The organism is Streptomyces sp. NPDC089799, assembly GCF_040684755.1.
In the GTDB taxonomy this organism is placed as follows: domain Bacteria; phylum Actinomycetota; class Actinomycetes; order Streptomycetales; family Streptomycetaceae; genus Streptomyces.
Map to the genome: position 1 here is coordinate 71,435 of NZ_JBFBGR010000006.1, position 16,521 is coordinate 87,955.

A 16,521-nucleotide genomic window follows, 5' to 3' on the forward strand; every position below is an offset into this window, starting at 1 on the left:
CAAGGACCCCGGTATGTCCGCGATGAGCGGATCGCCACGGAGAGTACGTTTTGGTCATGACCCGTACGGCCATCCGCACCTCCTTCCCCCATGAGACGCGCCACGAGGACGTCCGGATCCCGATGCGGGACGGTGCGCAGCTGTACGCCCGGATCTGGCGGCCCGTCACCGACCGTCCCGTTCCCGCCCTGCTGGAGTACCTCCCGTACCGGCTCACCGACCGGACGGCACCGCGCGACGCGCAGCGCCACCCCTGGTACGCCGGCCACGGATACGCCTCCGTACGGGTCGACGTGCGCGGCCACGGCAACAGCGGCGGCCGGCCGGGCGACGAGTACGACGCGCGGGAGCTGGCCGACGGGGCCGAGGTGGTGGAGTGGCTGGCGTCCCGGCCCTGGTGCACCGGCTCGGTCGGCATGTTCGGCGTCTCCTGGGGCGGGTTCAACTCGCTGCAGGTCGCCGCGCTGGCGCCCGAGCCGCTCAAGGCCGTCGTCACGGTCTGCGCGAGCGACGACCGCTACGACAACGACGCGCACTACGCGGGCGGCTCGGTGCTCGGTTCCGGGATGCACGCGTGGGGCGCGGCGATGCTGGCCCTCTCGGCGCACCCGCCGGACCCGCGGTACGCGGGCACGGGCTGGCGGGACGCCTGGCTGTCGCGGCTGGAGGCGGTGGAGCCGCTGGTCCACACCTGGCTGTCGCACCAGACCCGGGACGGCTACTGGCGGCACGGCAGCGTCTGCGAGGACTACGGGGCGATCGGTGCGGCCGTACTGGCGGTGGGCGGCTGGCGCGACCCGTACCGGGACGCGGTGCTCCGGCTGGTGTCCGCGCTGCCCGCGGACCGGGTGCGGGGGGTGATCGGCCCGTGGCCCCACCAGTACCCGGACCGCGGGCTGCCGCCGGGGCCGGCGATCGGCTTCCTGCAGGAGACCCTGCGCTGGTGGGACCACTGGCTGAAGGGGGCCGACAACGGGGTGATGGCGGAGCCGATGCTCCGCTCCTGGATCAGCGGGTCGCACCCGCCGCGCACGGTGTACGAGGAGCTGCCGGGGCGCTGGGTCGCCGACCCCGGCTGGCCCTCGCCGAACGTGGAGCCCGTCGAGTACGCCCTCCAGGGCGCGCCCGTACCGGTCAGGTCGCCGCAGCACACGGGCCTGGACGCGGGCCGTTTCTGCCCGTTCGGCAACGAGGCGGACCTGCCGCCGGACCAGCGGGAGGAGGACGCGAAGTCGGCGTGCTTCGAGTTCCCCGTGCCGGACGGCGCCGCGCTGGAGGTGCTGGGCCGGGCCTCGGTGGCGGTCCGGCTCCGGATGGACGTCCCCTACGGGCAGATCGTGGCGCGGCTGTGCGACGTGGCGCCGGACGGGGCGTCGACGCTGGTCACCCGGGGCGTGCTCAACCTGTCCGCGCGGGCGGGCCGGGACCGGGCGGCGCCGTGGCCGGCGGGCTCCTGGGAGACGGTCGCCTTCGAGCTGAACGCCGCCGGGCACGCGTTTCCGCCCGGCCACCGGATCCGGCTGGCGCTGTCCTCGGCGTACTGGCCGTGGATCTGGCCGCGGGCCGGCTCGGAGGCGGGCTGGACGGTGGACCCGGAGGGCAGCGCGCTGACCCTGCCGGTGCGGAGCGCCTCGCCGGCGGACGCGGAGGTGTCCTTCGAGGAGCCGGAACAGGCGGAGCCGCTGGGCGTGTCGGTGCCGGTGACGCTGGACGGGCCGGGGCCGGAGCGGCTGGTCGTACGGGACGTGGCGCGCGGGGTGTGGCGGCTGGAGGTGGACCCGCGGTACGGCGGCACCCGGGTGTACCCGGACGGGCTGGAGACGGGCGAGGAGGTGCGCGAGGTGTACGAGATCCAGGACGCGGACCCGCTGTCGGCGCGGGCGCGCTCGGACTGGCGGATCCGGCTGCACCGGCCGGAGGACGGCTGGGACGTACGGGTGGAGACGCATGCGGAGACGACGTGCGACGAGGGCGGCTTCGTCGTCTCCAACGAGCTGGTGTGCCGCGAGGGCGACGAGATCGTCTTCCACCGCACGTGGGAACGCCGCCTCCCGCGTGCCGCGGGCTGAGCGGGCCACCGCTTCGGCGGGGCGGGAGCGAGCCTGTGGGGCGGCGTTCCGGTGTGCCCACGCCTTCGCGGAGGCGTCAGGCGTAGAGGCGTTCCAGGACCACCGCGATGCCGTCCTCGTCGCAGGAGAGGGTGACCTCGTCCGCCACCGCCTTGAGTTCGGTGTGGGAGTTGGCCATGGCGACGCCGTGCGCGGCCCACGCGAACATCGGGATGTCGTTCGGCATGTCGCCGAAGGCGATCGTGGCGGCGGCCGGGACGCCCAGTTCCGCCGCCGCCAGGGCCAGGCCCGTCGCCTTGGAGACCCCCGGCGGCTGGAGCTCGACCGTGTGCTCGCCCGCCATCGTCACGTTGACCATGTGGCCGACCACGCCCCGCGCGATGCGGGTCAGTTCGTCGTCGTCCAGTTCGGGGTGCTGGAGCAGCACCTTGTTGATCGGCGCCGACCAGAGTTCGGCCCGGCGGCCCACCCGGACCGTCGCCAGGTGCGGGTGCGGCATCCGGTAGCCCGGCGCCGTCAGCATCGCCGCGTCGGGGCCCGCCCCGTCGACCGCCGCGTAGACCTCCCCGATCTCCGCCTCGATCTTCCCCAGGGCGACCTCCGCCAGCTCCCGGTCCATCTCGACGGAGTGAAGCATCCGGCCGCGCGCCGCGTCGTACACCTGCGCGCCCTGCCCGCACACCGCGAGCCCCGCATATCCGAGCCCGTCCAGGACATGGCGTACCTGGGGGACGGGGCGCCCCGTGACCACGATGTGCCGGGCGCCCGCGGCGCGCGCCAGCGCGAGCGCGGCGCGCGAGCGGGGTGAGACGGTGTCCCCGGCGCACAGCAGCGTGCCGTCCAGATCCGTCGCGACCAGGGCGTACGGCGCGGTGCCGGGAGCGGCGTGCGGCACCGGGTACGACGCGGCGGGAGAGGAGGCGCGGGAGGCGTGCGAAGAGGCGTGAGAGAGGGCGCTTGTCACGGCGCCAAGGATAGGACCTCCTCGGACAAGTCCTACAAATAGCGCCCGAATCCGCCCTCCCGCAGCCCTCACCGGCCACGTAACGTGTCAACCCTCACTGTGTCACCCGGGACACCCCCGGACCGCGTGGAAAGCGAGGCAGCACCCCATGCCCCAGCAGAGCCCCCTCGACGTCCCCGAGGGCGATCCGTTCGGCCCGCACAACCTCCCGTACGGGGTGTTCAGCACCGCCGCGGAGCCCGAGCGGCGCCGCATCGGTGTGCGGATCGGCGGACACGTGCTCGACGCGGGCGCAGCCGCCCTCGCGCTCGGCTCCCCGTACGCCGCGCTGCTCGGGCACGCCTCCCTCAACCCGCTGCTGGCCGCCGGCCGCACCGCCTGGCACGACGTGCGCCGCGCGCTGACCGCCTGGGTCACCGACCCCGGCCACCGCCCCGCCGTCGAACCGCACCTGCTGCCGCTGGACGCGGTGACCCTGCACCTGCCGTACGAGGTCGCCGACTACGTCGACTTCTACGCCAGCGAGCACCACGCCTCCAACGTCGGAAGGATGTTCCGGCCGGACGGCGACCCGCTCACCCCCAACTGGAAGCACCTGCCCATCGGCTACCACGGCCGCTCCGGCACGATCGTGGTCTCCGGCACCGACGTCGTACGCCCCTCCGGCCAGCGCAAGGCCCCTGCCGACCCGGCGCCCGTCTTCGGCCCGAGCGTCAAGCTCGACATCGAGGCCGAGGTCGGCTTCGTCGTCGGCGCCCCCTCCGAGCACGGCCGCCCGGTCCCCGTCGGCGGGTTCCGCGACCACGTCTTCGGGCTGTTCCTGCTCAACGACTGGTCCGCCCGCGACATCCAGGCCTGGGAGTACGTGCCGCTCGGCCCGTTCCTCGGCAAGTCCTTCGCCACCTCGGTGTCCGCCTGGGTGACCCCGCTGGAGGCCCTGGACGCCGCCCGCGTCGCCCCGCCCGCCCGGGACTTCCCGCTGCTCCCCTACCTCGACGACGCGGACGCCGACGAGCAGGGCGGCTTCGACCTGCGCATCACCGTGTCGATCAACGGGCAGGAGGTGGCGCACCCGCCGTTCGACACCATGTACTGGACGGCCGCCCAGCAGCTCGCCCACATGACCGTCAACGGCGCCTCGCTGCGCACCGGCGACGTCTACGGCTCCGGCACCGTCAGCGGCCCGGAGACGAACCAGCGCGGCTCGCTGCTGGAACTGACCTGGAACGGCCGCGACGCCATCGAACTCGCCGACGGCAAGCGCACCTTCCTGGAGGACGGCGACACCGTCACCCTCACCGCCTGGGCCCCGGGCCCGGACGGCACCAAGGTCGGCCTCGGCGAGGTCACCGGCCGCATCGTGGGCACCCGCTAGTCCACACCCTGGGACAGCCCCCGCGGGCGGGGTGGCGGATCTTGCCACCCCGCCCCGAAAATCCCAGGTCAGAGCGTTCCACCCACGGCGTCGAGTGGCGCAATACTGCGGCAACACCATCCCGGCCCGGCCGCCGGTACGTTCCCTGCCATGCCAGCCGAACGCAGCCTCGACCATGCCGCGCGGCGGCGGCGACTGCGCGCGGACCAGGCGCGGCAGCTCGCCGACCTGCTGCGCCACCAGATCCTCGCGGGCGCCTTCCCCGGCGGGGTCCTCCCGCTGGAGAACGCCCTCGCCGCCGACTACCGGGCCAGCCGCAACACCGTCCGGCAGGCCCTGGACCTGCTGCGCGGCGAGCGGCTCGTCGCACGGCAGCCCGGCGTCGGCACCGTCGTCGTCTGCGAGAAGTACCCCCACGGCCTGGACCGCCTCCAGGGCCTCGCCGAGACCCTGCACGAGCACGGCACCGTGAGCAACGAGGTCCGCACCGTGGGCCCGGTGCCGGCCCCCGCGCCCGTCGCCCACCGGCTGGGCCTCCCCGAGCACGCCGACGTGCTCTACGTCGAGCGGCTGCGCCGGCTGAACGGCCTGCCGCTGTCCCTCGACCTCACCTACGTCCCCATGGACCTCGGCACCGGGCTCCTCGGCTGCGACCTGGAGCACACCGACCTCTTCCGGCTGCTGGAATCGCTCGCCGGCCAGCCGCTGGGCCACGCCGACATCACCCTCGAAGCCGTCAACGCCGACGCGCACTCCGCCGCCGTGCTCCAGGCGCCCAAGGGCGCGGCCGTGCTGATGCTGGAGCGGCTGACCCACCTGCGCGACGGCCGGCCCGTCGACCTGGAGTTCATCCGCTTCCGCGGCGACCGCATCACCATGAGCGGCCTGCTCCACCGCTCGCTCTGAGCCCGGAGCCCAGAGCTCAGAGCCCGGAGCCCAGAGCCGCGATTTCTTCCGGTTCCTTCCTCTTCCTCCCCGTTTCCTCCTCTCCTGGAGACAGCCATGCCCCTGGTCCCCCAGCGCACCGACGTGCCCGTGACCATCGACGAGTCCCAGTGCATCGACGGCTGCACCCTCTGCGTCGACATGTGTCCGCTCGACTCGCTCGCGATCCGCGAGGACAACGGCAAGGCGTACATGCACGTGGACGAGTGCTGGTACTGCGGCCCGTGCGCCGCGCGCTGTCCCACCGGCGCGGTGACCGTCAACATGCCCTATCTGCTCCGGTGAAAGGCCCCCGTCCCATGCGTCGCAGCCACAGAGCCCTCGCCCCCGCCCTTCCGCTCGCACTGCTCCTCCCCCTGGCCACGGCCTGTGGCGGCGAGGACGGGAACACCGGGGCGGGCGGCCCGTCGAAGACGGTCACGGTGACCGTCGGCTACCAGTCCAAGACCATCAACACCGTCACCGCCGGCACCTTGCTGCGCTCGCTGGGCTACTTCGAGGAGGAGCTGGCCGCGCGCGGCAAGCGGGAGGGGGTGACGTACAAGGTCGACTGGCAGGACTATGCGACCGGCGCCCCGATCACGGCCCAGATGACCGCGGGGAAGATCGACATCGGTTCGATGGGTGACTTCCCGCTGCTGCTCAACGCCGCCCGCGGCAAGGAGCTGAAGCAGCCGACCCGGCTGGTCTCGATCACCGGCTACAACCTGCGCGGCGGCCTCAACACCGTGGTGACCGCCCCGGACTCGAAGCTGGAGTCACTGGCGGACCTGCGCGGCAGGAAGGTGTCCACCAGTGTGGGCTCGGCCGCCGACGGGACGCTCGTACGGGCCCTGCAGCGCGCCGGGATCGACCCGGAGAAGGGCGTGCAGAAGCTCAACCAGCAGCCCAGCGTGGGCGCTTCGGCCCTGCAGGCGGGCAGTGTGGACGCCCTGTCGCAGTTCGTGGCCTGGCCCGGTCAGCTCGCCTACGAGGGCAAGGCCAAGGCCCTGTACGACGGCGCCGAGCTGAACCTGCCCACCTTCCACGGGGTCACCGTCCGGAAGGAGTTCTCCGACGAACGGCCCGGCGTGCTCGACGACTTCCTGAAGGCGCAGCGCCGCGCCACCGACCACCTCCGCACGAAGCCGGTCGCGGCCGCCGAGTCGGTGGCGAAGGAGACCGGGCTGCCGGCGGAGGTGGTCTACCTCTACAACGGCGCGAACGGCATCGCGACCTTCGACCCGGAGCTGCGGCCCGAGCTCATCGCCGCGCTCAAGGAGGACGTGCCGGTGCTGAAGGCGGCCAAGCTGGTCAAGGACGTGGACGTGGACGCGTTCGTGGACCCGGAGCCGCTCAAGCGGGCCGCGGCCGGTACCGCGTACCCGAAGGCGACGGCACCGCGCGCGGAGCTCTGGATCGAGGGCCAGGACACCACCAGGACCTTCGACGGCCCGCGGGAGCTGCTGAAGGCGGCGAAGGAGGCCGGCGACGGGGTGCGCGCCGCGTACGTCCCCGACGCGGTGACCGGCACACTCTGGTACGCCGACAAGGCGGTGTGGGTCGCCGAGGGCGGGGACCTGCGGGCCTTCGTCGCACCCTCGACCGCGAAGGCGTACGTCGCGCAGCACGCGGGGTCGCGGGTCATCGGCCACGCCGAGGCCGTGGCCCTGGCGACGGCGTCATGACGGCGGGCCGCCGCCTGCTCCGCGTGGCCTCGCTGGCCGCCGCCCTCGGGCTGTGGCAGCTGCTCACCGCGCAGGACGTCAACCTGTGGCTGCGGTTCGAGCAGTTCCCCACGGTGGGCGAGGTGGGTTCCGCGTTCGCCGACCGGCTGGGCACCGCCGCGTACGTCCAGGACCTGGAGCACAGCCTGCGGCGGATCGTGATCGGCTTCGTGCTGGCCGCGGTGCTGGGGGTGGCGGCGGGGACCGCCATCGCCCGCTCCCGGTGGGCGGCGGACCTGCTGGGCCCGCTGGTGGAGGTGACCCGGCCGGTCCCGGCGATCGCGCTGGTGCCGGTGGCCATCCTGCTCCTGCCCACGAACGAGCAGGGCATCGTGTTCATCACCTTCACCGCGGCCTTCTTCCCGGTGCTGGTCTCCACCCGGCACGCGGTGCGGGCGCTGGCCCCGGTGTGGGAGGAGGCCGTGCTGACGATGGGCGGCGGCCGGCTGCGGGTGCTGTTCTCGGTGGTGCTGCCGGGGGCCCTGCCGGGCATCTTCGGCGGCCTGTCGGTCGGCATCGGGGTGTCGTGGATCTGCGTGATCTCCGCCGAGATGATCTCGGGCGAGTACGGCGTCGGCTACCGGACCTGGCAGGACTACACGGTGGTGGACTACCCCGGGGTGTTCGTCGGCATGGTGACGATCGGCGCCCTGGGCTGGCTGACCTCCACGGCCGTCGAGGCGCTGGGCCGCCGTCTCACCGGCTGGCTGCCCCGCCCCGCGTCGACCGCCCCCGCCACCCGCACCCGGCGACGCCGCCCCGCGGCCGCGGCCGGGGCCGCCGTTGCGGGGGCTGCGGCGGGGGCTGCGGCTGCGGCCGGCGCAGGAGCCGCCGGCGAGGACCCGGTGGACGGCACCGGCGCCGCGGCGGGGGCTGCGGCTACCGCTGTTGCGGCGGCGGCTGCTGCGCCTGCGGCGGAAGCCGGCGGAGCCACTGCCCGACCGGCCGCCGAGGCCGCCCCCGGCCGGCCGGAGGCCGACGGCGACACCCCGGCGGGCGGCCCCCGCGCTGCGGCGGGGTCCGGGGCGGAGCCCCGGGGAGCGGGGAGGGGCGGGTAGGGGAAATCCCCCCGCGCAGCGGGAATCCGTGCGCCCGGCACCGCCCCGCGGCCGGCCCGCCCCGCCACCGGCCCCTGCCACCCGAGCACCGCACCGCACCGCACCGCCCCGCCCCCACACGCCGAAACCAGGAAGGAGCCGTCCATGAGCACCGTCACGGTGACCGACACCGGCCCCGCCCCCGCCCGCTCCCCCGGCACATCCGCCGGAGCCGCACTCGCGCTGGACGGCGTACGGCTGGGCCACTCCCCCGCCGCGCCGGTCCTCGACACCGTCGACCTGCGGATCGCCCCCGGCGAACTGCTGGCCGTCGTGGGCCCGTCCGGCTGCGGCAAATCCACCCTGCTGCGCACCCTCGCCGGACTGCTGCCGCCCCTGGCCGGCGAGGTCACCCAGGACGGCGCCCCCGTCACCCGGCCCGGCGCGGACCGCGCGCTGGTCTTCCAGGAGGACGCCCTGCTGCCCTGGCGGACCGTACGGGCCAACGTCGAACTCCCCCTCGCGATCCGCCGGATCCCGCGCGCCGAGCGGCGTCGCACGGCGGCGGACTGGCTGGACCGGGTCGGCCTCGCCGGGCACGCCGGCAAACTGCCGCACCAGCTCTCCGGCGGCCAGCGGCAGCGCGTCCAGCTGGCCCGCGCCCTCGCCGCGCGCCCCCGCGCCGTGCTGATGGACGAGCCGTTCGGCGCGCTCGACGCACAGACCCGCGCCGAGATGCAGGACCTCCTGGTGGAGATCCTGCACGGCACCGGCGCGACCGTCGTCTTCGTCACCCATGACGTGGACGAGGCCCTGTTCCTCGGCGACCGGATCGCGCTGCTCGGCACCGGCCGGGTACTCGCCGTGCCCGGCCCGCGCGACCGGGCCGCGCACCGCTCCCCGGACACCGCCGCCCTGCGCGCCCGGATCCTCGACTCCCTCTGACACCCCCGTCCACACGACGCGCGACCCGCCGCCCCGCCCGCACCCGCACCCGCACCCGCACCCGCACCGAAAGGCACCCCCGTGCAGATCCCCGCCCTCGCCGACGCGACCGAACTCTCCTGCGACGTCCTCGTCATCGGGGGCGGCACCGCCGGAACCATGGCCGCGCTCACCGCCGCCGGCCGCGGGGCGGACGTCCTGCTGCTGGAGAAGGCCCACGTCCGGCACTCCGGTGCGCTCGCCATGGGCATGGACGGGGTGAACAACGCCGTCGTCCCCGGCCGCGCCGAACCCGACGACTACGTCGCCGAGATCACCCGCGCCAACGACGGCATCGTCGACCAGTCCACCGTCCGGCAGACCGCCACCCGCGGCTTCGGGATGGTCCGCCGGCTGGAGTCGTACGGGGTGAAGTTCGAGAAGGACGAGCACGGCGAGTACGCGGTGCGCCAGGTGCACCGGTCCGGTTCGTACGTGCTGCCCATGCCGGAGGGCAAGGACGTCAAGAAGGTGCTCTACCGGCAGCTGCGGCGACGCGAGATGCGCGAGCGCATCCGCATCGAGAACCGGGTGATGCCGGTGCGCGTGCTGACCCACCCGGAGACGGGTGAGGCGATCGGCGCGGCCGGGTTCAACACCCGCACGGGGGAGTTCGTGACCGTACGGGCGGGGGCGGTGATCCTGGCGACCGGCGCCTGCGGACGGCTCGGCCTGCCCGCGTCCGGCTACCTCTACGGCACGTACGAGAACCCGACCAACGCCGGTGACGGCTACGCCATGGCCTATCACGCGGGGGCCGCGCTCACCGGCATCGAGTGCTTCCAGATCAACCCGCTGATCAAGGACTACAACGGCCCGGCCTGCGCGTACGTCGCCAACCCCTTCGGCGGCTACCAGGTCAACCGGCACGGCGAGCGGTTCGTCGAGTCCGACTACTGGTCGGGCCGGATGATGGCCGAGTTCGCGGCCGAACTCGCCTCCGACCGCGGCCCGGTCTACCTCAAGCTCAGCCATCTCCCCGAGGAGACCATCGGCGCCGTCGAATCGATCCTGCACTCCACGGAGCGGCCGACCCGCGGCACCTTCCACGAGAACCGCGGCCACGACTACCGCACCCACGACATCGAGATGCACATCTCGGAGATCGGGCTGTGCGGCGGCCACTCCGCCTCCGGGGTACGGGTGGACGCGCACGCCCGCACCACCGTCCCGCGGCTCTACGCCGCCGGGGACCTGGCCTGCGTACCGCACAACTACATGATCGGCGCGTTCGTCTTCGGCGATCTGGCCGGTGAGGACGCGGCGCAGTACGAGGCGTACGAGGGCCCGCTGCCCGCGGACCAGCTGGCGGCGGCCCACGAGCTGGTCTACCGGCCGCTGCGGAACCCGGACGGGCCGCCGCAGCCGCAGGTGGAGTACAAGCTGCGCCGCTTCGTGAACGACTACGTGGCGCCCCCGAAGACGGGCGCGAAGCTGTCCCTGGCGGTGGAGGCGTTCGACCGGATGGAGCGGGAGATCGCGGGGATGGGCGCCCGGACCCCGCACGAGCTGATGCGCTGCGCGGAGGTGTCCTTCATCCGCGACTGCGCGGAGATGGCGGCGCGGTCCTCGCTGGCCCGTACGGAGTCCCGGTGGGGGCTGTACCACCAGCGGCTGGACCACCCCGAGCGCGACGACTCGGGCTGGCTGCACCACCTGGACCTGCGCAAGTCGGCTTCCGGGGCGATGGAGTTCACCGCGCGGCCGGTGGAGCCGTACGTCGTCCCGGTCCCGGAGTTCAGCCCGCCGGGCGGCCCGGAACGGCACCTCGGCGAAGTCGGCCTCGTGCCGGTGGCGACGGCGGGTCCGCGCGACGCGGTGCCAGCGGCGGCCGGGGCGGCCACGACGACGGGGACGGCCACGGCGGGGACGGCCGGCGCCGGGGCGACCGGAACGACCGGTCCCGGCGCCGGGTCGGGGCGGCTCCTGCTGCTGCTCGCGCTCGGCGAGGAGCAGCCCGATCTGGCCGCACTGCGGCCCTACCTCACCGACCCGGACCCGGCGGTGCGGGCCGCGGCCGTGACCACGCTCGCCGAGACCCTGCCGGCCGGGGCGGGGCCGGCGCTCGCGGAGCGGCTCGCCGACGCGGCGCCACAGGTCCGCTCGGCCGCCGCCTCCTCCCTGCGCGAGCTGCTCGAAGTGCTCCCGGGCGAAGCAGAGTTCGGCGCCGGGCTGCGGGCGGCACTGGACGTCGCCGACCCGGCCGTCCGTACGGCGGCGCTCGAAGCGCTGCGCGTGCTCCGGCTGGGGGACGCCGGCCTGTACGCCCGTTCGCTCACCGACCCCGAGGCGGGCGTCCGGATCCAGGCGGTCCGCGCCCTGGTCTCCGTGGACGCCGTCGAGGCGCTCGGCACGGCCGCCGCCGACCCGGCCCGGGAGGTACGGGTCGCGGTCGCCAAGGGCCTCGCGGCGGTGCGCACGCCCGCGCCGGAACCGCTGGAACCGCTGCTGGAGGACGCCGACCCGCTGGTCCGGGGCGCGGCGCTGGCGGCACTGGCCACGACCGGCTGCCCCGCCGGCTACGCCGAACGGGTGGTGGGCGCGGTGCTCGGCGACCCGGCCTGGCAGGTGCGGGCGGGGGCCGCGGCGGCCCTGTCCGCGGCGGCGGCCGGGCCCGCCGTCCCGGCCCTGGCGAAGGCGCTGGCCGACCCGAACGCCGATGTCCGCAAGGCCGCCGTGCTGGCCCTCCTGAAGCACCCCTCCGACGCCTCCGCCCGCGCGGCCCTCGCCACCGCCACCGCCGACCCCGACGCGGACGTCCGCGCCTACGCGGCCCGCGGCGCCCGCTGACGGCACGGTCGGGCAACCTCACCCGGCACCTCCCGGGCACCTCCGCCGAAGGCGCGGGTGCCCTCGGGCCGGGCGGGCGGGGTCATCCGGACGGACCGTTCGCGTGGCGGGGTGGCGCCACCCTTGCGCATGCTGCTCGGACAGCCGGAAGTCCCCGCCGCGCAGGAGGCCCCGCCATGCTCGTGACCGCCCGCACCGTGGCCCTCGCCGCCGCGGCCGTGGCCCTGTCCCTCGCCCCGGCCCTCTCCCCCGGCCTGGTCACCACCGCGCAGGCCGTGGACGGTCCCGCCCCCGACCCGCTCGACGCGCAGGCGATCCGCGACATGGCCACGGCCCTCGCGGTCACCGCCAAGTACGTGGACGAGGACCAGGCACTCAAGGACGGCTACGTCCGCCACGGCAAGTGCCTGCTCAACCCGTTCGGCCCCGGTGCGATGGGCTACCACTACGTCAGGGACGCCTACTGGGGCTCGACCGACCCGAGCAAGCCGACCGCGCTGGTCTACAGCCCGGAGACGGACAAGAACGGCAAGCACCGGCTGTACGCCGTGGAGTGGATGGTCTCCGACAAGGACCAGGACCTGACGACCACCGAGGACCGCCCGTCCATGTTCGGCCTGCCCTTCGACGGGCCCATGCCGGGCCACTGGGAGGGCATGCCCAGGCACTACGACCTGCACATGTGGGCCTACAAGAAGAACCCCGCCGGCCGGTTCCACAACTGGAACCCCTCCGTCACCTGCCCCGGCGCCACGCCTTCGACCCCCGCCTCCGCCTCCACCTCCACTTCCAACCCCACCCCCGCACATCAGCACCCGTAGGAGCCAGTGGAATGTCCGTGCGCACCCTCGCACCCGTGCTGGCCGCGGTCACCGCGGCCCTGACCCTCCTGCCCGCCCCGGCGCGGGCGACCGCAGACCCGGACCCGGTGCGCGAGGCGCGAGAGCTCTCGGCGGCCGCGAAGTCCACGGCGAAGTACGCAAACGAGGCCCTGGCGATCAAGGACGGCTGGATCCGCACGGACGAGTGTGCCTCCGACCCGAAGTCCGGCGGCATCGGCTACCACTACGTCAATCCGAAGTACGTCGGCTCGGTCGACCCGAACACGCCCGCCACCCTGGTCTACGCGGACGGCCCCAAGGGGCGCGAACTGGTCGCCGCGGAGTGGGTGGTCAACGACGGCGACGGCACGCTGGAGACCACCGACGACCGGCCCTACCTGTTCGGCATGCCCTTCGACGGGCCCATGCCCGGCCATGTCTTCGGCCAGCCCCACCACTACGAGCTCCACGTGTGGCTGTTCAGGAACAATCCGCGGGGCAAGTTCGCCGTCCACAACCCGAACGTGACGTGCCCCGTGGCGGCCTCGCCGGCACGGTGAAGGCCCCCTGCACGCGGCCGGGCCCGGCTCCCCCGTTCGGGGAGCCGGGCCCGGCCGTACGGACCCCGGCCGCGGTCAGCGGACGAAGGTGCTCGCCGATCCCGCCAGGTCCAGGAAGTACTGCGGGGCCACACCCAGCACCAGGGTCACCGCCACGCCCACCGCGATGGTGGTCATGGTCAGCGGCGAGGGCACCGCGACCGTCGGGCCGTCCGCCTTCGGCTCGCTGAAGAACATCAGCACGATCACCCGGATGTAGAAGAACGCGGCGATCGCCGAGGAGATCACACCGACCACGACCAGTGCGCCCGCGCCGCCTTCCGCCGCCGCGCTGAACACCGCGAACTTCCCGCTGAAGCCGGACGTCAGCGGGATGCCGGCGAAGGCCAGCAGGAAGACGGCGAAGACCGCGGCCGTGAGCGGGGAGCGCCGGCCCAGACCGGCCCACTTGGACAGGTGGGTGGCCTCGCCGCCCGCGTCGCGCACCAGGGTGACCACCGCGAACGCGCCGATCGTCACGAACGAGTACGCGCCCAGGTAGAACAGCACCGCGGAGACGCCCTGCTCCGAGGTGGCGATCACACCGGCCAGGATGAAGCCGGCGTGCGCGATCGAGGAGTAGGCCAGGAGCCGCTTCACATCGGTCTGGGTGACCGCGATGACCGCGCCCGCCAGCATGGTCACGATCGCCACGCCCCACATGACCGGCCGCCAGTCCCAGCGCAGGCCGGGCAGGACCACGTAGAGCAGCCGGAGCAGCGCGCCGAACGCCGCCACCTTCGTCGCCGCGGCCATGAAGCCGGTCACCGGGGTGGGGGCGCCCTGGTAGACGTCCGGGGTCCACATGTGGAACGGCACCGCGCCGACCTTGAAGAGCAGGCCCATCAGGATCAGCGCGCCGCCGATCAGCAGCAGCACGTCGTTGCCCATGGTGGTGGCCAGCGCCGGGTCGATCCGGGTGACCGTGCCGTCCACGACGTCCGCGATCTGCGCGTACGAGACGGAGCCCGCGTAGCCGTAGATCAGGGCGATGCCGAACAGCAGGAAGGCGGAGGAGAAGGCGCCCAGCAGGAAGTACTTCACCGCGGCCTCCTGCGACATCAGCCGCTGGCGGCGGGCGACGGCGCAGAGCAGGTACAGCGGGAGGGAGAAGACCTCCAGGGCGATGAACAGGGTCAGCAGGTCGTTGGCCGCCGGGAACATCAGCATGCCGGAGATCGCGAACAGCGCGAGCGGGAACACCTCGGTGGTGGTGAAGCCCGCCTTGACGGCGGCCTTCTCGCTGTCGCTGCCCGGAACGGAGGCCGCCTGCGCGGCGAAGGAGTCGACCCGGTTGCCGTGCGCCTTCGGGTCGAGGCGCCGCTCGGCGAAGGTGAAGACGGCGATGACCGAGGCCAGCAGGATGGTGCCCTGCAGGAACAGGGCGGGCCCGTCCACGGCGATCGCGCCCATGGCGGCGACCTGCGCCTTGGTCGTGCCGTACCCGCCGGCGGCCAGTGCCACCACGGCCGCGAAGGCCGAGGCGAGCGCGGCCACCGAGAGGAACACCTGCGCGTAGTAGCGGGACTTTCGCGGTACGAATGCCTCCACGAGCACGCCGAGGATGGCCGCGCCCACCACGATCAGCGTGGGCGCCAGCTGCGCGTACTCGATGTGCGGGGCCGGGATCCGGTCCACCGCGTCGGCGCTCAGAGTGATCACTTCGCCGCCTCCACCTCGGGACGGGGATCCGTCTGCTTCACGTCGGACATGGTGTGCTGCACCGCCGGGTTGACGATCTCGGTCAGCGGCTTCGGGTAGACGCCCAGGAAGATCAGCACCGCGATCAGCGGGGCCACCACCAGGACTTCCCGCAGGCGCAGGTCGGGCATGGCCCGGACCTCCTCGCGCACCGGCCCGGTCATGGTGCGCTGGTACAGCACCAGGGTGTAGAGAGCCGCCAGCACGATGCCGAGGGTGGCGATGATGCCGACGGCCGGGTAGCGGGCGAAGGTGCCGACCAGGACCAGGAACTCACTGACGAACGGGGCGAGTCCGGGCAGCGAGAGGGTGGCGAGACCACCGATCAGGAAGGTGCCGGCGAGCACCGGGGCCACCTTCTGCACGCCGCCGTAGTCGGCGATGAGCCGGGAGCCGCGGCGCGAGATCAGGAAGCCGGCCACCAGCATCAGCGCCGCCGTCGACAGGCCGTGGTTGACCATGTAGAGGGTGGCGCCGGACTGGCCCTGGGTGGTCATCGCGAAGATGCCCAGGATGATGAAGCCGAAGTGCGAGATCGAGGCGTAGGCGACCAGCCGCTTGATGTCCCGCTGTCCGACCGCGAGCAGCGCCCCGTAGACGATGCTGATCAGGGCGAGGACCAGGACCACCGGGGTGGCCCACTTGCTGGCGTCGGGGAACAGGCCGAGGCAGAAGCGGAGCATCGCGAAGGTGCCGACCTTGTCGACCACCGCGGTGATCAGGACGGCGACCGGGGCGGTGGACTCGCCCATCGCGTTCGGCAGCCAGGTGTGCAGCGGCCACAGCGGGGCCTTCACCGCGAAGGCGAAGAAGAAGCCGAGGAACAGCAGCCGCTCGGTGTTGGTGGCCATGTCCAGCTTGCCCGCGGCGCGCAGGTCGGCAATCTCCGTCAGGGAGAAGCTGCCCGCGACCACGTACAGCCCGATCACGGCGGCCAGCATGATCAGGCCACCGGCCAGGTTGTAGAGGAGGAACTTGACCGCCGCGTACGAGCGCTGGGCGGCCGCGTTCTCGTCCGAACCCGAGTGGGCCCGGTCCCCGAAGCCGCCGATGAGGAAGTACATCGGGATGAGCATGGCTTCGAAGAAGACGTAGAAGAGGAAGACGTCGGTGGCGGCGAAGGAGATGATCACCATCGCCTCGACCATCAGGATCAGGGCGAAGAAGCCCTGGGTGGGACGCCACCGCTTGGAGGAGGTCTCCAGGGGGTCGGCGTCGTGCCAGCCGGCCGCGATGATGAAGGGCATCAGCAGCGCGGTGAGCCCGATCAGCGCCACCCCGATGCCGTCCACGCCCAGCTCGTAGCTGACCCCGAAGTCCGGGATCCAGGGGTGGGATTCGGTGAGCTGGTAGCGGGCGCCGCCCGGCTCGAACCGGACCGCGACGACCGCGGCCAGCACCAGCGTCGCCAGGGAGACGAGCAGCGCGAGCCACTTGGCGGCGGTCCGGCGGGCGGCCGGGACGGCCGCCGTGAGGATCGCGCCGACCGCGGGTGTCGCCGCCGTCACCGTCAGAAGCGGGAAGTTCATG

Annotated in this window: 12 protein-coding genes and 1 pseudogene; 10 read left to right on the forward strand and 3 right to left on the reverse strand. The window is 73.6% G+C overall.

All coding sequences use genetic code 11. From position 1 onward, the window contains the following. Window positions 1-56: 56 nt before the first annotated feature. The gene (locus AB0O36_RS07775) at window positions 57-2,069 is read left to right on the forward strand and encodes a CocE/NonD family hydrolase (RefSeq protein ID WP_365105615.1); all 2,013 of its coding nucleotides are present in this window, start codon (window positions 57-59) and stop codon (window positions 2,067-2,069) included. Between the two features lie 76 nt (window positions 2,070-2,145). On the opposite strand, the gene AB0O36_RS07780 is transcribed toward AB0O36_RS07775, so the two are convergent. Further along, the gene (locus AB0O36_RS07780) at window positions 2,146-2,964 is read right to left on the reverse strand and encodes an HAD family hydrolase (RefSeq protein ID WP_365106151.1); all 819 of its coding nucleotides are present in this window, start codon (window positions 2,962-2,964) and stop codon (window positions 2,146-2,148) included. 217 nt (window positions 2,965-3,181) lie between these two features. Between AB0O36_RS07780 and fahA the strand changes: the two genes are divergently transcribed. The 9 genes and pseudogenes from fahA (at window position 3,182) to AB0O36_RS07825 (ending at window position 13,251) form a co-directional block, all read left to right on the forward strand. Further along, entirely contained in the window at window positions 3,182-4,408 is a 1,227-nt protein-coding gene (fahA, locus tag AB0O36_RS07785) for a fumarylacetoacetase (protein ID WP_365105618.1), read from the forward strand. Between the two features lie 150 nt (window positions 4,409-4,558). Continuing rightward, window positions 4,559-5,314: a GntR family transcriptional regulator gene (locus tag AB0O36_RS07790; RefSeq protein ID WP_365105620.1), complete on the forward strand. Its 756-nt coding sequence runs from the start codon at window positions 4,559-4,561 to the stop codon at window positions 5,312-5,314. A 96-nt stretch (window positions 5,315-5,410) separates the two neighbouring features. Then, window positions 5,411-5,638 (forward strand): ferredoxin family protein, encoded by a 228-nt coding sequence (locus tag AB0O36_RS07795; RefSeq protein ID WP_365105622.1) that lies wholly within the window; start codon window positions 5,411-5,413, stop codon window positions 5,636-5,638. Between the two features lie 14 nt (window positions 5,639-5,652). Further along, window positions 5,653-7,020 (forward strand): ABC transporter substrate-binding protein, encoded by a 1,368-nt coding sequence (locus AB0O36_RS07800; RefSeq protein WP_365105625.1) that lies wholly within the window; start codon window positions 5,653-5,655, stop codon window positions 7,018-7,020. Beyond that, window positions 7,017-7,784, forward strand: a pseudogene (locus AB0O36_RS07805) (ABC transporter permease); the annotation flags it as partial. The gene AB0O36_RS07800 and the pseudogene AB0O36_RS07805, both read left to right, overlap by 4 nt. 477 nt (window positions 7,785-8,261) lie before the next feature. Beyond that, window positions 8,262-9,041 carry an ABC transporter ATP-binding protein gene (locus AB0O36_RS07810; protein ID WP_365105628.1) on the forward strand — a complete coding sequence of 260 codons (780 nt, stop codon included), beginning with the start codon at window positions 8,262-8,264 and terminating at the stop codon, window positions 9,039-9,041. Window positions 9,042-9,122: 81 nt separating this feature from the next. Further along, window positions 9,123-11,870: a fumarate reductase/succinate dehydrogenase flavoprotein subunit gene (locus AB0O36_RS07815; protein ID WP_365105631.1), complete on the forward strand. Its 2,748-nt coding sequence runs from the start codon at window positions 9,123-9,125 to the stop codon at window positions 11,868-11,870. Window positions 11,871-12,046: 176 nt separating this feature from the next. Further along, complete coding sequence (locus tag AB0O36_RS07820; RefSeq protein WP_365105634.1) at window positions 12,047-12,691, forward strand: hypothetical protein; 645 nt, start codon at window positions 12,047-12,049, stop codon at window positions 12,689-12,691. Window positions 12,692-12,702: 11 nt separating this feature from the next. Then, window positions 12,703-13,251, forward strand: a complete 549-nt coding sequence (locus AB0O36_RS07825; protein WP_365105637.1) for a hypothetical protein — start codon at window positions 12,703-12,705, stop codon at window positions 13,249-13,251. A gap of 75 nt (window positions 13,252-13,326) precedes the next feature. On the opposite strand, the gene nuoN is transcribed toward AB0O36_RS07825, so the two are convergent. Continuing rightward, on the reverse strand, window positions 13,327-14,952 hold the full coding sequence (nuoN, locus tag AB0O36_RS07830; protein WP_365105640.1) for an NADH-quinone oxidoreductase subunit NuoN: 1,626 nt from the start codon (window positions 14,950-14,952) through the stop codon (window positions 13,327-13,329). Next, complete coding sequence (locus tag AB0O36_RS07835; protein ID WP_365105643.1) at window positions 14,949-16,520, reverse strand: NADH-quinone oxidoreductase subunit M; 1,572 nt, start codon at window positions 16,518-16,520, stop codon at window positions 14,949-14,951. Before AB0O36_RS07835 ends, nuoN begins: the two co-directional genes overlap by 4 nt. Between the last annotated feature and the right edge of the window lies 1 nt (window position 16,521).